This window comes from Pseudomonas parakoreensis (assembly GCF_021602155.1).
In the GTDB taxonomy this organism is placed as follows: Bacteria; Pseudomonadota; Gammaproteobacteria; order Pseudomonadales; family Pseudomonadaceae; genus Aquipseudomonas; species Aquipseudomonas parakoreensis.
This window is the reverse complement of record NZ_BQHY01000006.1, coordinates 355,183-371,572: the sequence shown is the minus strand read 5'-3', so window position 1 is coordinate 371,572 and position 16,390 is coordinate 355,183. Positions and strand designations below refer to the sequence as shown.

General features: G+C 55.4%; 12 protein-coding genes, 4 tRNA genes and 1 rRNA gene. All 17 read left to right on the top strand.

Annotation, left to right across the window (positions count from 1 at the left end):
* Positions 1 to 202 precede the first annotated feature (202 nt).
* The 17 genes from rrf to rpoC all read left to right on the top strand — a co-directional run bounded on the left by rrf (position 203) and on the right by rpoC (position 16,320).
* A 5S ribosomal RNA gene (gene rrf, locus L6D63_RS12165) occupies positions 203 to 318 on the top strand.
* 132 nt (positions 319 to 450) lie between these two features.
* A complete protein-coding gene (gene birA / locus L6D63_RS12160; RefSeq protein ID WP_047296938.1) occupies positions 451 to 1,404 on the top strand; it encodes a bifunctional biotin--[acetyl-CoA-carboxylase] ligase/biotin operon repressor BirA in 954 nt (317 codons plus the stop codon).
* Positions 1,394 to 2,143, top strand: coding sequence for a pantothenate kinase (locus tag L6D63_RS12155; RefSeq protein WP_047296936.1), 750 nt, complete (start codon positions 1,394 to 1,396; stop codon positions 2,141 to 2,143). The genes birA and L6D63_RS12155 overlap by 11 nt, the downstream gene beginning before the upstream one ends.
* Positions 2,144 to 2,150: 7 nt before the next feature.
* Positions 2,151 to 2,588: a hypothetical protein gene (locus tag L6D63_RS12150; protein ID WP_047296935.1), complete on the top strand. Its 438-nt coding sequence runs from the start codon at positions 2,151 to 2,153 to the stop codon at positions 2,586 to 2,588.
* Between the two features lie 142 nt (positions 2,589 to 2,730).
* Positions 2,731 to 2,815 (top strand) — tRNA-Tyr (locus L6D63_RS12145).
* A 24-nt stretch (positions 2,816 to 2,839) separates the two neighbouring features.
* Positions 2,840 to 2,913, top strand: a tRNA-Gly gene (locus L6D63_RS12140).
* Between the two features lie 26 nt (positions 2,914 to 2,939).
* Positions 2,940 to 3,015: transfer RNA gene (locus L6D63_RS12135), tRNA-Thr, on the top strand.
* A gap of 84 nt (positions 3,016 to 3,099) precedes the next feature.
* Positions 3,100 to 4,293, top strand: coding sequence for an elongation factor Tu (tuf, locus tag L6D63_RS12130; RefSeq protein ID WP_095668187.1), 1,194 nt, complete (start codon positions 3,100 to 3,102; stop codon positions 4,291 to 4,293).
* A gap of 53 nt (positions 4,294 to 4,346) precedes the next feature.
* Positions 4,347 to 4,422: transfer RNA gene (locus tag L6D63_RS12125), tRNA-Trp, on the top strand.
* A gap of 45 nt (positions 4,423 to 4,467) precedes the next feature.
* The gene (secE, locus tag L6D63_RS12120) at positions 4,468 to 4,836 is read left to right on the top strand and encodes a preprotein translocase subunit SecE (RefSeq protein ID WP_041074957.1); all 369 of its coding nucleotides are present in this window, start codon (positions 4,468 to 4,470) and stop codon (positions 4,834 to 4,836) included.
* Positions 4,837 to 4,845: 9 nt separating this feature from the next.
* Positions 4,846 to 5,379, top strand: a complete 534-nt coding sequence (gene nusG / locus L6D63_RS12115; protein ID WP_025113545.1) for a transcription termination/antitermination protein NusG — start codon at positions 4,846 to 4,848, stop codon at positions 5,377 to 5,379.
* Between the two features lie 117 nt (positions 5,380 to 5,496).
* Positions 5,497 to 5,928: a 50S ribosomal protein L11 gene (gene rplK, locus L6D63_RS12110; RefSeq protein WP_003228756.1), complete on the top strand. Its 432-nt coding sequence runs from the start codon at positions 5,497 to 5,499 to the stop codon at positions 5,926 to 5,928.
* On the top strand, positions 5,928 to 6,623 hold the full coding sequence (gene rplA, locus L6D63_RS12105; protein WP_003228754.1) for a 50S ribosomal protein L1: 696 nt from the start codon (positions 5,928 to 5,930) through the stop codon (positions 6,621 to 6,623). The genes rplK and rplA overlap by 1 nt, the downstream gene beginning before the upstream one ends.
* A 198-nt stretch (positions 6,624 to 6,821) precedes the next feature.
* Complete coding sequence (gene rplJ / locus L6D63_RS12100; RefSeq protein ID WP_003228752.1) at positions 6,822 to 7,322, top strand: 50S ribosomal protein L10; 501 nt, start codon at positions 6,822 to 6,824, stop codon at positions 7,320 to 7,322.
* Positions 7,323 to 7,396: 74 nt separating this feature from the next.
* Positions 7,397 to 7,762 (top strand): 50S ribosomal protein L7/L12, encoded by a 366-nt coding sequence (rplL, locus tag L6D63_RS12095; RefSeq protein ID WP_041074960.1) that lies wholly within the window; start codon positions 7,397 to 7,399, stop codon positions 7,760 to 7,762.
* A 221-nt stretch (positions 7,763 to 7,983) separates the two neighbouring features.
* Positions 7,984 to 12,057: a DNA-directed RNA polymerase subunit beta gene (rpoB, locus tag L6D63_RS12090; protein ID WP_131671508.1), complete on the top strand. Its 4,074-nt coding sequence runs from the start codon at positions 7,984 to 7,986 to the stop codon at positions 12,055 to 12,057.
* Between the two features lie 63 nt (positions 12,058 to 12,120).
* Positions 12,121 to 16,320: a DNA-directed RNA polymerase subunit beta' gene (gene rpoC / locus L6D63_RS12085; protein WP_047296933.1), complete on the top strand. Its 4,200-nt coding sequence runs from the start codon at positions 12,121 to 12,123 to the stop codon at positions 16,318 to 16,320.
* The last annotated feature ends 70 nt before the right edge of the window (positions 16,321 to 16,390 follow it).

Below are 16,390 nucleotides of genomic sequence, written 5' to 3'. Positions count from 1 at the left end.
TGTGAGGCGTTGAGCTAACCAATACTAATTGCCCGTGAGGCTTGACCATATAACACCCAAGCAATCTGAATGCTCGAAAGAGACCAGATTGCGGTGTGTGAAGACGCAATGAACCGAAAGTTCGCGCAGCTCACAAACACCTGTATCACATACCCGATTTGCTGAAGCGAGGCCAGTTGGTCACGAGTCAGTACCCGAATTTCTTGACGACCATAGAGCGTTGGAACCACCTGATCCCATCCCGAACTCAGAAGTGAAACGATGCATCGCCGATGGTAGTGTGGGGTTTCCCCATGTGAGAGTAGGTCATCGTCAAGATTAAATTCCGAAACCCCAATTGCGAAAGCAGTTGGGGTTTTGTTTTGCCCGCAGGAAAGTGGCTTGCTTGATTTCTATGCAATTGCCCGGGTCATGGCTATTATTCGGGCCTCATTGTGAGGCGAGACCTGCATGTTGACGTTGTTGAATCTTTTGAAGGATGGTCGATTCCATTCCGGCGAGGCTTTGGGGATTGCTCTGGGAATCAGTCGAAGTGCGGTGTGGAAGCAGCTTCAGCATCTTGAGGCCGAGCTCGGATTGTCAATTAACAAAGTCCGGGGCAGAGGCTATCAACTGGCTGCACCCCTGACGCTGCTCGACCCCTTGAAGATTGGCGCCTTGGCAGCGGTTTGGCCGATTACAGTCTTTGACTCCATTGACTCCACTAACGCAGAGGCGCTTCGCGCGATCAATCAGGGTCGAGCGGCGCCGTTTCTGGTATTGGCAGAGCGACAGATTTCCGGTCGTGGCCGCCGGGGACGCAAGTGGGTAAGCCCTTTTGCTGAAAATCTCTACTACAGCCTCGTTCTGCGCATAGATGGTGGCATGCGTCAGCTTGAAGGCTTGAGTCTGGTGGTCGGTTTGGCTGTTATGCACGCCTTGCGAAAGTTGGGGGTGGCGGGCGCAGGATTAAAGTGGCCCAACGATGTGCTGGTCGGAAACAAGAAAATCGCCGGTATTCTTCTTGAGCTAGTAGGGGATCCGGCAGATGTTTGCCACGTGGTGCTGGGTATAGGTATTAACGTGAACATGCAGGTTGCTGAGGCGGTTGGCCAACAATGGACGTCGATTCGACTCGAGACCGGCAAAAGCTGCGATCGCAACGTCTTGGTGGCTGAGTTGAACGAGCAGCTGCGCGGCTATATCCAGCGCCATCAGGTTGATGGTTTCTCTGCGCTCCAGGAAGAGTGGGAAAAGGATCACATGTGGCAAGGTCGCCCGGTTTCTTTGATTGCCGGGGTTAGTCATATAGAAGGCGTTGTGCTTGGCATCGATAGCCAAGGTGCGCTGCGCTTGAAGGTGGACGGCGTGGAAAAGGTTTTTAGTGGTGGTGAGCTCAGCCTGAGGTTGCGTGATGATTCTTGAGCTCGACTGTGGGAATAGCTTTATCAAGTGGCGTGTATTGAATACGGCCGCTGGCGGTCTTTTCGCGGAGGGTGTTGTCGACTCGGATCAAGCTCTGGTGGATAGCCTATGCGCATTTGATAGCCTGTCGTTGCGTAAATGTCGGTTGGTCAGCGTAAGAACCAGCGAAGAAACTGCCGCGCTCACCCGGATTCTCGAGCAGGCGTTCGGTGTCTCGGTTGTGTGCGCCACGTCGTCCAGTGAAATGGCTGGTGTCAGGAATGGCTATCACGACTATGAACGCTTGGGGCTGGATCGCTGGTTGGCGATGCTTGGTGGCTTTCATTTGGCTGCGGGCGCCTGTTTGATTCTGGATTTCGGCACTGCAGTGACGGCTGACTTTATTAATGCCGAAGGTGAGCACCTTGGGGGATTCATTTGCCCAGGGATGCCCTTAATGCGTAACCAATTGCGTACACATACCCGGAAAATCCGTTATGGGGACTCGGCTGCCGAAAGAGCGCTGGCGAGCCATGCTCCGGGGCGCAGTACCGTCGAAGCGGTGGAGCGTGGATGCTCTTTAATGTTGAGAGGCTTTGTCCTGACCCAGATGGAAATGGCTCGATCCTATTGGGGAGAGCGCTTTACTGTTTTTATTACCGGTGGCGATGCTGGGTTGGTGGCGGACATCGTGCCTGAAGCGCGGATCGTCCCTGACCTGGTATTCATAGGGTTGGCGATGGCCTGTCCGTTAACTTGAGGTTTGTATGCGTTGGTTGTTCCTGCTGCTCGTTGTTCTCAATGTGTTTTATTACGTCTGGCATCAGCAGGAAGCTCCCTTGCGTGCGAAAGATGTCACGCCCCTCAGCATGTACCGCGGGTCTCAACAAGATATTCGCTTATTGAGTGAGGCGAATGGTGGCTCTGGGGGAGGGCAGGGCGTGCTCCGAGCTGGGCAAGAGTGTCTATTTTTGGGTGGTTTGACTCAAGAAAGCATCATTTCCGCGCTGCAGCTGCGTTTAGCGGCCATGGGGGTGAAGGTTCAGGCGTCGCAAAAAGATCTCTCCGAGCCTGGTTATTGGTTGCGCATTGCGCCCGAAAGCCAGCGTTTATTAGGGGATGTGCAGTTGCAGAACCTTTCCAAGGAATTCAATGAGTTAAAACATAAAATAATGCTGTGTGAGGGGGTTGCACCGCTGGAATAGTTTGCATAGAATGGCGCCCGCTCCACAGCGAACACCTAAGCAGGTGGTCAGCGCGGAGTGGTGTCAACGCAGCTAACCTCAGGTTTTTAATGAGAAAATGCTTGACAGAAGGTCGGCATAGTATAGAATGCCGGCTCGCTTAGGAGGGGTTCCCGAGCGGCCAAAGGGATCAGACTGTAAATCTGACGTCTACGACTTCGAAGGTTCGAATCCTTCCCCCTCCACCATTTTTAGCGTGAGCTGCAAGCTCCGCGGGTATAGTTTAGTGGTAGAACCTCAGCCTTCCAAGCTGATGATGCGGGTTCGATTCCCGCTACCCGCTCCAAGTTTGCAGGTTGTGCAAAGTGTTACGCTCTTGTAGCTCAGTTGGTAGAGCACACCCTTGGTAAGGGTGAGGTCAGCGGTTCAAATCCGCTCAAGAGCTCCATATAACAAGGCAGATATGAAAATATCTGCCTTTGTTTTAATGGTAGATATCGTTCGTCTAATTCTTCTGTTGAGGGTGTTATCGATGGCTAAGGAAAAATTTGATCGTTCCCTGCCCCACGTCAACGTAGGGACCATTGGTCACGTTGACCACGGTAAAACCACTCTGACCGCTGCTCTGACTCGCGTCTGCTCCGAAGTTTTCGGTTCGGCCGTAGTTGAATTCGACAAGATCGACAGCGCTCCAGAAGAAAAAGCTCGCGGTATCACCATCAACACCGCGCACGTTGAGTACAACTCGAACATTCGTCACTACGCTCACGTTGACTGCCCAGGTCACGCTGACTATGTGAAGAACATGATCACCGGTGCTGCTCAAATGGACGGCGCTATCCTGGTTTGCTCGGCCGCTGATGGTCCGATGCCACAAACCCGTGAGCACATCCTGCTGTCCCGTCAGGTAGGCGTTCCGTACATCGTGGTTTTCCTGAACAAGGCTGACCTGGTAGACGACGCTGAGCTGCTGGAACTGGTTGAGATGGAAGTTCGCGACCTGCTGTCCACCTACGACTTCCCGGGCGATGACACCCCAATCATCATCGGTTCGGCTCGTATGGCGCTGGAAGGCAAAGACGACAACGAGATGGGCACCACTGCCGTCAAGAAGCTGGTTGAAACTCTGGACAGCTACATCCCAGAACCAGTTCGTATGATCGACAAGCCATTCCTGATGCCAATCGAAGACGTATTCTCGATCTCGGGTCGCGGTACTGTTGTGACTGGTCGTATCGAGCGCGGTATCGTTCGCGTTCAAGATGCACTGGAAATCGTTGGTCTGCGTGACACCACCACCACCACCTGCACCGGTGTTGAGATGTTCCGCAAGCTGCTCGACGAAGGTCGTGCTGGTGAGAACTGCGGCGTTCTGCTGCGTGGTACCAAGCGTGACGACGTTGAGCGTGGTCAGGTTCTGGTCAAGCCAGGTTCGGTTAAGCCGCACACCAAGTTCACCGCAGAAGTTTACGTTCTGAGCAAGGAAGAAGGCGGTCGTCATACTCCGTTCTTCAAAGGCTACCGTCCACAGTTCTACTTCCGTACTACTGACGTGACTGGTAACTGCGAGCTGCCAGAAGGCGTTGAAATGGTAATGCCAGGTGACAACATTCAGATGACTGTTACCCTGATCAAAACCATCGCGATGGAAGACGGTCTGCGTTTCGCTATCCGTGAAGGCGGTCGTACCGTCGGCGCTGGTGTAGTGGCCAAAATCATCGAATAAGCAGTTGTAATGTATTTTTCGGGCCGGCATAATGGTCGGCCTGATTTTGTTTTAGGTCAGTAGCTCAATTGGCAGAGCGACGGTCTCCAAAACCGTAGGTTGGGGGTTCGATTCCCTCCTGACCTGCCAGATTCACTCGGTGTGTCTGGCTTTCTTTTCACAGGATCTTCATAGATGACTCCTAAGGCTGAAGCTCAAGGCTCTCGCTTCGATCTGCTAAAGTGGCTTGTGGTAGCCGCTTTGGTAGTTGTGGGTGTAGTTGGCAATCAGTATTACGCTGCTTCGCCGATCCTGTACCGTGTACTCGCATTGCTCGTGATTGCTGCTGTAGCTGCCTTTGTAGGCCTGCAGACTGCAAAGGGCAAGTCGTTCTTTGTACTGGTTAAGGAAGCGCGCACCGAGATTCGTAAAGTCGTATGGCCAACTCGCCAGGAAACTACGCAGACAACGCTAATTGTTGTTGCTGTGGTTATCGTTATGGCGTTGCTGTTGTGGGGGGTTGATTCCCTGCTCGGCTGGCTTGTTTCCTTGATTGTCGGCTAAGGGTGTCCCGTGGCTAAGCGTTGGTACGTTGTGCATGCTTACTCGGGTTACGAGAAGCATGTCATGCGCTCGCTGATTGAGCGCGTTAAGCTGGCTGGCATGGAAGATGGCTTCGGCGAAATTCTGGTTCCCACTGAAGAAGTGGTTGAAATGCGTAATGGCCAGAAGCGCAAAAGCGAACGCAAGTTCTTCCCAGGCTATGTGCTGGTACAGATGGATATGAACGAGGGTACTTGGCACTTGGTCAAGGATACTCCTCGGGTGATGGGCTTTATTGGCGGTACCGCCGACAAGCCTGCTCCAATCACCGACAAAGAGGCGGAAGCCATTCTGCGTCGCGTGGCCGATGGTAGTGATAAGCCGAAGCCGAAGACTCTGTTTGAGCCGGGTGAGGTGGTTCGGGTTACCGATGGTCCATTCGCTGACTTTAACGGCACTGTCGAAGAAGTTAATTACGAAAAGAGCCGTGTCCAGGTGGCAGTGCTTATTTTCGGTCGCTCTACTCCGGTAGAGTTGGAGTTCAGTCAGGTCGAAAAGGTCTAACTGAACAAGCATCCCAACCCCGCAGCCCTAGGCTGTGGGGTTTTGTCGTCACTGGGATAAACGCGCAAGTAACCGGGGAGCCTTTCGAGGCGTTCGAACCCGTAATTGGAGTGCCTCATGGCCAAGAAGATTACCGCTTACATCAAGCTGCAAGTGAAGGCCGCTCAGGCTAACCCAAGCCCACCTGTTGGTCCTGCTCTGGGTCAGCACGGCGTGAACATCATGGAATTCTGCAAGGCTTTCAACGCCCGTACTCAGGGTCTTGAAGCAGGTCTGCCGACTCCAGTGATCATCACTGTCTACAGCGACCGTAGCTTCACTTTCGAAACCAAATCCACCCCTGCTTCGGTTCTGCTGAAGAAGGCGGCCGGTCTGACCAGCGGTTCCGCTCGTCCGAACACCGTTAAGGTTGGCACTGTTACCCGTGCTCAGCTGGAAGAAATCGCGAAAACCAAAAACGCGGATCTGACTGCAGCTGATATGGATGCAGCCGTGCGTACTATCGCCGGTTCTGCTCGTAGCATGGGCCTTAACGTGGAGGGTGTGTAATGGCTAAGCTGACCAAGCGTCAAAAGGCTATCGCCGGCAAAATCGAAGCAGGCAAGGCCTACAACATTGTAGACGCTGCTGCTCTGCTGGCTGAGCTGTCGACTGTCAAGTTCAGCGAGTCGTTCGACGTTGCTGTAAACCTGGGTGTAGACCCGCGCAAATCCGACCAGGTTGTTCGTAGCGCTACTGTGCTGCCACACGGCACTGGCAAGACCGTTCGCGTTGCTGTGTTCACCCAGGGTCCAGCTGCTGAGGCCGCTCTGGCTGCCGGCGCTGACCGTGTAGGTATGGACGACCTGGCTGCTGAAATGAAAGGCGGCGACCTGAACTATGACGTAGTGATCGCATCCCCGGATGCCATGCGCGTTGTAGGTCAACTGGGTCAGATCCTCGGTCCACGTGGCCTGATGCCTAACCCGAAAGTCGGCACCGTAACTCCAGACGTAGCTACCGCGGTTAAAAACGCCAAGGCTGGCCAGGTTCGTTATCGCACCGACAAAAACGGCATCATCCACACTTCCGTTGGCAAGATCGGCTTCGATGCCGTCAAGCTGAAGGAAAACGTTGAAGCCCTGATCGCTGATCTGAAGCGTATCAAGCCAGCTTCTTCGAAAGGTATCTACGTCAAGCGCGTTACCCTGAGCACCACTATGGGCCCAGGTCTGGTTATCGATCAGAGCTCGCTGGACGCGTAAGACAAAGATTGGCGCGTTTGATTGCGCCAATTGAAAGATTGGGGTCCCTGCCTGGCGGGGGCTATCCAAGACCGTAGGCGACGCAAGTCTTAAACCATAAGCCTACGCAGATGGTGCTCCCGGTTCCTTACCGAATCAGACACCAAAACGACATTCGGTTTCGACCGAGTGAAACGGTAACAAGCAGGAGTTAAACCCGTGGCAATTAATCTCGAAGACAAGAAGGCCATCGTCGCTGAAGTCAACGAGGCTGCCAAAGTCGCTCTGTCCGCTGTCGTGGTTGATGCCCGTGGCGTAACAGTAGGCGCAATGACCGGACTCCGTAAAGAGGCTCGTGAAGCTGGCGTTTACGTACGTGTTGTACGTAACACCCTGCTCAAGCGCGCTGTTGCTGACACTGAATACAGTGTCCTCAACGACGTGTTCACCGGCCCGACCCTGATTGCATTCTCGAACGAACATCCGGGCGCTGCTGCCCGTATCTTCAAAGAGTTTGCCAAGGGTCAGGACAAGTTCGAGATCAAGGCAGCTGCGTTCGAGGGCAAGTTCCTCGCAGCTAATCAGATCGACGTACTGGCAACTCTGCCGACCCGTGACGAAGCAATTTCTCAGCTGATGAGCGTGATTCAAGGCGCTACCAGCAAATTGGCTCGTACTCTGGCGGCAATTCGCGACCAGAAAGAAGCTGCCGCAGCCTAAGGCTCGTCGACTTCTCGCGTTTTTTGTTTATTTCGATGGTCGCGTAGGCCGTCCCCCAATTCAGGAATTGAGTCATGTCTCTGACTAACGAACAAATCATCGAAGCAATCGGCCAGAAATCCGTAGTGGAAATCGTTGAGCTGATCAAAGCGATGGAAGAAACCTTCGGCGTTACCGCTGCTGCCGCTTCGGCTGGCCCAGCTGTAGCTGCTGCTGCTGTTGAAGAGCAAACCGAGTTCAACGTTGTTCTGGTTGAAGCCGGCGAGAAGAAAGTAAACGTGATCAAGGCAGTTCGTGAACTGACCGGTCTGGGCCTGAAAGAAGCCAAAGAGAAAGTAGATGGCGCTCCTCAGGTTGTAGCTGAAGGCGTTTCGAAAGAAGCTGCTGAAGACGCTAAGAAGAAGCTGGAAGAAGCAGGCGCTAAAGTCGAGCTGAAATAAGTATCGACTTTGCTCCTCCAGCCCGAGCGTCAAGCGACAGGCTGATGGCTGGTGGCTCTTGCCACCGGCCTTTTTCCGTTATTGGCAGCCGACTGGGTCGGTGCTGATAAAGGCGCTGTAACCACCCGATGCGGTGGCGCAAACCATGGGGTTTGCACGATTTTCTGGCTGCTCCCGTCGGGAGGGGCCAAACAAGCAGGTGACCAAGCTGGGGAACGCTGATGGCTTACTCATATACTGAGAAAAAACGTATCCGCAAGGACTTTAGCAAGTTGCCGGACGTCATGGATGTGCCGTACCTCCTGGCCATCCAGCTGGATTCGTATCGTGAATTCTTGCAAGCGGGAGCGACTAAAGATCAGTTCCGCGACGTGGGCCTGCATGCGGCCTTCAAATCCGTTTTCCCGATCATCAGCTACTCCGGCAATGCTGCGCTGGAGTACGTCGGTTATCGCTTGGGCGAACCGGCATTTGATGTCAAAGAATGCGTATTGCGCGGTGTAACTTTCGCCGTACCTTTGCGGGTAAAAGTGCGCCTGATCATTTTCGACAAAGAATCGTCGAACAAAGCGATCAAGGACATCAAAGAGCAAGAAGTCTACATGGGCGAAATCCCATTGATGACTGAGAACGGTACCTTCGTAATCAACGGTACCGAGCGTGTTATCGTTTCCCAGCTGCACCGTTCCCCGGGCGTGTTCTTCGACCACGACCGCGGCAAGACGCACAGCTCCGGTAAACTGCTGTACTCCGCGCGCATCATTCCTTACCGCGGTTCGTGGCTGGATTTCGAGTTCGACCCGAAAGACTGCGTATTCGTGCGTATCGACCGTCGTCGCAAGCTGCCGGCCTCGGTACTGCTGCGCGCGCTCGGCTACACCACCGAAGAAGTGCTGGACGCGTTCTACACCACCAACGTATTCCACGTTAAAGGCGAAGGCCTGAGCCTGGAACTGGTGCCTCAGCGTCTGCGCGGTGAAGTGGCTGTCCTCGATATCCAGGATGATAAAGGCAAGGTGATTGTAGAGCAGGGCCGTCGTATTACTGCCCGCCACATCAACCAGCTGGAAAAAGCCGGGATCAAAGAGCTGGACGTGCCTCTGGACTACGTTCTGGGCCGCACTACCGCCAAGGTCATCGTGCATCCGGCTACCGGCGAAATCCTGGCAGAGTGCAACACCGAGCTGTCGACCGAAGTCCTGGCGAAAATTGCCAAGGCGGGCGTTATTCGCATTGAAACTCTGTACACCAACGACATCGACTGCGGTCCGTTCATCTCCGACACGCTGAAGATCGACTCCACCAGCAACCAATTGGAGGCGCTGGTCGAAATCTATCGCATGATGCGTCCAGGCGAGCCGCCAACCAAAGACGCTGCCGAAACCCTGTTCAACAACCTGTTCTTCAGCCCTGAGCGCTATGACCTGTCTGCGGTCGGCCGGATGAAGTTCAACCGTCGTATCGGTCGTACCGAAATCGAAGGTTCGGGCGTGCTGTGCAAGGAAGACATCGTCGCGGTCCTGAAGACTCTGGTCGACATCCGTAACGGTAAAGGCATTGTCGATGACATCGACCACCTGGGTAACCGTCGTGTTCGCTGCGTAGGCGAAATGGCCGAGAACCAGTTCCGCGTTGGCCTGGTACGTGTTGAGCGTGCGGTCAAAGAGCGTCTGTCGATGGCTGAAAGCGAAGGCCTGATGCCGCAAGACCTGATCAACGCCAAGCCAGTGGCTGCGGCGGTGAAGGAGTTCTTCGGTTCCAGCCAGCTCTCGCAGTTCATGGACCAGAACAACCCGCTGTCCGAGATCACCCACAAGCGTCGTGTCTCTGCACTCGGCCCTGGCGGTCTGACTCGTGAGCGTGCAGGCTTCGAAGTTCGTGACGTACACCCGACTCACTACGGTCGTGTCTGCCCGATTGAAACGCCGGAAGGTCCGAACATCGGTCTGATCAACTCCCTGGCTGCTTACGCCCGCACCAACCAGTACGGCTTCCTGGAAAGCCCGTACCGTGTGGTGAAAGAGGGTGTGGTCACCGACGAGATCGTGTTCCTGTCCGCCATTGAAGAGGCCGATCACGTGATCGCGCAGGCTTCGGCGACCATGAACGAGCAGAAAGTCCTGATCGACGAACTGGTAGCCGTACGTCACCTGAACGAATTCACCGTCAAGGCGCCGGAAGACGTCACCCTGATGGACGTTTCGCCGAAGCAGGTAGTTTCGGTTGCAGCGTCGCTGATTCCGTTCCTCGAGCACGACGACGCCAACCGTGCGTTGATGGGTTCGAACATGCAGCGTCAAGCTGTACCAACCCTGCGCGCTGACAAGCCGCTGGTAGGTACCGGCATGGAACGTAACGTGGCTCGCGACTCCGGCGTTTGCGTCGTGGCTCGTCGTGGCGGCGTGATCGACTCCGTTGATGCCAGCCGTATCGTGGTTCGTGTTGCTGATGATGAAGTTGAAACCGGTGAAGCCGGTGTCGACATCTACAACCTGACCAAATACACCCGCTCGAACCAGAACACCTGCATCAACCAGCGTCCGCTGGTGAGCAAGGGTGATCGCGTTCAGCGTAGCGACATCATGGCCGACGGCCCGTCCACCGACATGGGTGAGCTGGCACTGGGTCAGAACATGCGCATCGCGTTCATGGCATGGAACGGCTTCAACTTCGAAGACTCCATCTGCCTGTCCGAGCGTGTGGTTCAGGAAGACCGTTTCACCACGATCCACATTCAGGAACTGACCTGTGTGGCGCGTGACACCAAGCTTGGCCCAGAGGAAATCACTGCGGACATCCCGAACGTGGGTGAAGCTGCACTGAACAAGCTGGACGAAGCCGGTATCGTTTACGTAGGTGCTGAAGTAGGCGCAGGCGACATCCTGGTGGGTAAGGTCACTCCGAAAGGCGAGACCCAACTGACTCCGGAAGAAAAACTGCTGCGTGCGATCTTCGGTGAAAAAGCCAGCGACGTTAAAGACACCTCCCTGCGTGTACCTACCGGTACCAAAGGTACTGTCATCGACGTACAGGTCTTCACCCGTGACGGCGTTGAGCGTGATGCTCGTGCACTGTCGATCGAGAAGTCCCAGCTGGACGAGATCCGCAAGGATCTGAACGAAGAGTTCCGTATCGTAGAAGGCGCGACCTTCGAACGTCTGCGCTCCGCTCTGGTAGGCCACAAGGCTGAAGGCGGCGCCGGTCTGAAGAAAGGTCAGGACATCACCGACGAAGTACTCGACGGTCTTGAGCATGGTCAGTGGTTCAAACTGCGCATGGCTGAAGATGCTCTGAACGAGCAGCTCGAGAAGGCTCAGGCCTACATCGTTGATCGTCGCCGTCTGCTGGACGACAAGTTCGAAGACAAGAAGCGCAAACTGCAGCAGGGCGATGACCTGGCTCCGGGCGTGCTGAAAATCGTCAAGGTTTACCTGGCAATCCGTCGTCGCATCCAGCCGGGCGACAAGATGGCCGGTCGTCACGGTAACAAGGGTGTGGTCTCCGTGATCATGCCGGTTGAAGACATGCCGCACGATGCCAATGGCACCCCGGTCGACGTCGTCCTCAACCCGTTGGGCGTACCTTCGCGTATGAACGTTGGTCAGATCCTTGAAACCCACCTGGGCCTCGCGGCCAAAGGTCTGGGCGAGAAGATCAACCGGATGGTCGAAGAGCAGCGTAAAGTCGCTGAGCTGCGCACCTTCCTGGACGAGATCTACAACCAGATCGGTGGTCGTAACGAAGATCTGGACAGCTTCTCCGATCAGGAAATCCTGGATTTGGCGAAGAACCTGCGTGGCGGTGTTCCAATGGCCACTCCAGTGTTCGACGGTGCCAAGGAAAGCGAAATCAAGGCCATGCTGAAACTGGCAGACCTGCCGGAAAGCGGCCAGATGCAGCTGACTGACGGCCGTACCGGCAACAAGTTCGAGCGTCCAGTTACCGTTGGCTACATGTACATGCTGAAGCTGAACCACTTGGTAGACGACAAGATGCACGCGCGTTCTACCGGTTCGTACAGCCTGGTTACCCAGCAGCCGCTGGGTGGTAAGGCGCAGTTCGGTGGTCAGCGTTTCGGGGAGATGGAGGTCTGGGCACTGGAAGCATACGGTGCTGCATACACTCTGCAAGAAATGCTCACAGTGAAGTCGGACGATGTGAACGGCCGTACCAAGATGTACAAAAACATCGTGGATGGCGATCACCGTATGGAGCCGGGCATGCCCGAGTCCTTCAACGTGTTGATCAAGGAAATTCGTTCCCTCGGCATCGATATCGATCTGGAAACCGAATAACACGTGACGCGATCGAGAGCGGGGCAGGACTGCCCGCTCTCTGCTCCGCCAGGAGGAAAGGCCTTGAAAGACCTACTGAATTTGCTGAAAAACCAGGGTCAAGTCGAAGAGTTCGACGCCATCCGTATCGGATTGGCCTCGCCTGAGATGATCCGCTCGTGGTCGTTCGGTGAAGTTAAAAAGCCGGAAACCATCAACTACCGTACGTTCAAACCTGAGCGTGACGGTCTGTTCTGCGCCAAGATCTTTGGCCCGGTGAAGGATTACGAGTGCCTGTGCGGTAAGTACAAGCGCTTGAAGCACCGTGGTGTGATCTGCGAGAAGTGCGGCGTTGAAGTCGCACTGGCCAAGGTTCGTCGTGAGCGCATGGCGCACATCGAACTGGCTTCGCCGGTTGCCCACATCTGGTTCCTCAAATCGCTGCCGTCCCGTATCGGCCTGCTGATGGACATGACCCTGCGTGATATCGAACGCGTTCTCTACTTCGAGAGCTACGTCGTTATCGATCCGGGTATGACTACCCTTGAAAAAGGTCAGCTGCTGAACGACGAGCAGTACTTCGAAGCGCTGGAAGAGTTCGGTGATGACTTCGACGCCCGCATGGGTGCTGAAGCTGTCCGTGAACTGCTGCACGCTATCGACCTGGAACACGAGATTGGCCGTCTGCGCGAAGAAATTCCGCAAACCAACTCGGAAACCAAGATCAAGAAGCTGTCCAAGCGTCTGAAGTTGATGGAAGCCTTCCAAGGTTCCGGCAACCTGCCAGAGTGGATGGTGCTGACCGTTCTGCCGGTTCTGCCGCCAGATCTGCGTCCACTGGTCCCGCTGGATGGCGGTCGTTTCGCGACTTCCGACCTCAACGATCTGTATCGTCGAGTGATCAACCGTAACAACCGTTTGAAGCGCCTGCTGGATCTGTCCGCTCCGGACATCATCGTGCGCAACGAAAAGCGTATGTTGCAGGAAGCTGTCGATGCACTGCTCGACAACGGTCGTCGTGGCCGCGCTATCACCGGTTCGAACAAGCGTCCTCTGAAATCCCTGGCTGACATGATCAAGGGTAAGCAAGGTCGTTTCCGTCAGAACTTGCTCGGCAAGCGTGTTGACTACTCCGGTCGTTCGGTAATTACCGTAGGCCCGACCCTGCGTCTGCACCAGTGCGGTCTGCCGAAGAAGATGGCTCTCGAGCTGTTCAAACCGTTCATTTTCGGCAAGCTGGAAATGCGTGGTCTGGCGACCACCATCAAAGCGGCCAAGAAGATGGTCGAGCGCGAGCTGCCAGAGGTTTGGGACGTTCTCGCTGAAGTGATTCGCGAACACCCGGTTCTTCTCAACCGTGCACCGACCCTTCACCGTCTGGGTATCCAGGCGTTTGAACCGGTACTGATCGAAGGTAAGGCTATCCAGCTGCACCCGCTGGTCTGCGCCGCGTACAACGCCGACTTCGACGGCGACCAAATGGCCGTGCACGTACCGCTGACGCTGGAAGCCCAGCTCGAAGCGCGTGCGTTGATGATGTCGACCAACAACATTCTGTCGCCAGCCAACGGTGAGCCAATCATCGTTCCGTCGCAGGACGTTGTATTGGGTCTGTACTACATGACTCGCGAAGCGATCAACGCCAAGGGCGAAGGTCGTGTGTTCGCGGATCTGCAGGAAGTTGACCGTGTGTTCCGTGCCGGCGAGGCCGCACTGCACGCCAAGGTTAAAGTGCGCATCAACGAAACCGTCAACGACCGTGACGGCAACAGCGTGAGCAACACTCGTATCGTCGACACCACTGTCGGCCGTGCGCTGCTGTTCCAGGTGGTGCCGAAAGGTCTGTCGTTCGATGTCGTCAACCTGCCAATGAAGAAAAAGGCGATCTCCAAGCTGATCAACCAGTGCTACCGCGTGGTTGGTCTGAAAGAGACCGTGATCTTTGCTGACCAGTTGATGTACACCGGTTTCGCTTACTCGACCATCTCCGGCGTTTCCATCGGTGTTAACGACTTCGTTATCCCGGACGAAAAAGCCCGCATCATCGGTGCAGCCACCGACGAAGTGAAAGAGATCGAGAGCCAGTACGCCTCCGGCCTGGTAACCCAGGGCGAGAAGTACAACAAAGTGATCGACCTTTGGTCGAAGGCGAACGACGAAGTTTCCAAGGCGATGATGGCCAACCTCTCGAAAGAGAAAGTCATCGACCGTCACGGCGACGAAGTTGACCAAGAGTCCTTCAACTCGATGTACATGATGGCCGACTCGGGTGCGCGGGGTTCCGCAGCACAGATTCGTCAGCTGGCCGGTATGCGTGGTCTGATGGCCAAGCCGGACGGTTCCATCATTGAAACGCCGATTACCGCGAACTTCCGTGAAGGTCTGAGCGTACTCCAGTACTTCATCTCGACTCACGGTGCTCGTAAAGGTCTGGCGGATACCGCGTTGAAAACTGCGAACTCCGGTTACCTGACTCGTCGTCTGGTAGACGTGGCGCAGGATCTGGTTGTAACCGAGATCGATTGCGGCACCGAACACGGTCTGCTGATGACTCCGCACATTGAGGGCGGTGACGTTGTAGAGCCGTTGGGTGAGCGCGTATTGGGTCGTGTTATTGCTCGTGACGTATTCAAGCCAGGCACCGAGGACGTTATCGTTCCTGCCGGTACTCTGGTGGACGAGAAGTGGGTCGAGTTCATCGAGCTGAACAGCATCGACGAAGTGATCGTGCGTTCGCCGATCAGCTGCGAAACCCGCTATGGTATTTGCGCCAAGTGCTACGGCCGTGATCTGGCTCGTGGTCACCAGGTGAACATCGGTGAAGCGGTCGGCGTTATTGCTGCCCAGTCCATCGGTGAGCCGGGTACCCAGCTGACGATGCGTACGTTCCACATCGGTGGTGCGGCAAGCCGTACTTCCGCAGCCGACAGCGTTCAGGTGAAAAATGGCGGTACTGTCCGTCTGCACAACCTGAAACACGTTGAGCGAGTGGATGGCCACCTGGTTGCCGTGTCCCGTTCCGGTGAGCTGGCCATCGCTGATGACTTCGGTCGTGAGCGTGAGCGTTACAAGCTGCCGTACGGTGCTGTGATTTCGGTTAAAGAAGGTGACAAGGTCGACGCTGGCGCAATCGTCGCCAAGTGGGATCCGCACACTCACCCGATCGTTACCGAAATGAAAGGTACCGTGACCTACGTGGGCATGGAAGAAGGCATCACGATCAAGCGTCAGACTGACGAATTGACCGGTATGACCAACATTGAAGTACTCGACGCGAAAGATCGTCCAGCTGCGGGCAAGGAAATCCGTCCAGCAGTGAAGATGGTCGACGACAACGGCAAGGATCTGTTGCTGCCAGGCACTGACGTTATCGCTCAGTACTTCCTGCCAGCCAACGCCCTGGTCGGTGTTGCAGACGGTGCGAAGATTGCGATCGGTGATGTTATCGCTCGTATCCCGCAAGAAACTTCGAAAACCCGCGACATCACCGGTGGTCTGCCGCGTGTTGCCGACCTGTTCGAAGCTCGTCGTCCGAAAGAAGCGTCGATTCTGGCTGAAGTCAGCGGTACCATCGCATTCGGTAAAGAGACCAAAGGCAAGCGCCGTCTGGTTATTACCCCGAACGACGGTAGCGATCCGTACGAAGAGCTGATTCCGAAGTGGCGTCACCTGAACGTGTTCGAAGGCGAACAGGTTAACCGCGGCGAAGTTATCTCCGACGGTCCAAGCGATCCGCACGACATCCTGCGTCTGCTGGGTGTGAGCGCGCTGGCCAAGTACATCGTGAACGAGATCCAGGACGTTTACCGTCTGCAAGGCGTGAAGATCAACGATAAGCACATCGAGACCATCCTGCGTCAGATGCTGCGTAAAGTTGAGATCTCCGAGTCCGGCGATTCCAGCTTCATCAAGGGCGACCAGATGGAACTGACTCACGTACTGGTAGAGAACGAGCGTCTGAACGCGGAAGACAAGTTTGTCTCCAAGTTCACCCGCGTTCTGCTGGGTATCACCAAGGCGTCGTTGTCGACCGAATCGTTCATCTCGGCGGCTTCCTTCCAGGAAACCACCCGCGTACTGACCGAAGCGGCAGTCACCGGCAAGCGCGACTACCTGCGCGGCCTGAAAGAAAACGTGGTCGTGGGTCGTCTGATCCCGGCCGGTACCGGTCTGGCTTATCACAGCGAGCGCAAGCGTCGTCGTGATGCAGACAAGCCGTTGCGCGTAAGCGCCAGTGAAGTGGAAGCTGCACTGACCGAAGCGCTGAACTCGAGCGGTAACTGAGTTCTGCGGTAAATAAGCTGAGGCCCTGATCGCTCCGTTCGTCGAATCGAGACAAATTGTCAAGGTTCGA

Bases quoted from the DNA above. Each gene is read 5' to 3' on its own strand.
- birA (WP_047296938.1), top strand. From the start codon at position 451: ATGTTGACGTTGTTGAATCTTTTGAAGGATGGTCGATTCCATTCCGGC.
- L6D63_RS12155 (WP_047296936.1), top strand. From the start codon at position 1,394: ATGATTCTTGAGCTCGACTGTGGGAATAGCTTTATCAAGTGGCGTGTA.
- L6D63_RS12150 (WP_047296935.1), top strand. From the start codon at position 2,151: ATGCGTTGGTTGTTCCTGCTGCTCGTTGTTCTCAATGTGTTTTATTAC.
- tuf (WP_095668187.1), top strand. From the start codon at position 3,100: ATGGCTAAGGAAAAATTTGATCGTTCCCTGCCCCACGTCAACGTAGGG.
- secE (WP_041074957.1), top strand. From the start codon at position 4,468: ATGACTCCTAAGGCTGAAGCTCAAGGCTCTCGCTTCGATCTGCTAAAG.
- rplK (WP_003228756.1), top strand. From the start codon at position 5,497: ATGGCCAAGAAGATTACCGCTTACATCAAGCTGCAAGTGAAGGCCGCT.
- rplA (WP_003228754.1), top strand. From the start codon at position 5,928: ATGGCTAAGCTGACCAAGCGTCAAAAGGCTATCGCCGGCAAAATCGAA.
- rplL (WP_041074960.1), top strand. From the start codon at position 7,397: ATGTCTCTGACTAACGAACAAATCATCGAAGCAATCGGCCAGAAATCC.
- rpoB (WP_131671508.1), top strand. From the start codon at position 7,984: ATGGCTTACTCATATACTGAGAAAAAACGTATCCGCAAGGACTTTAGC.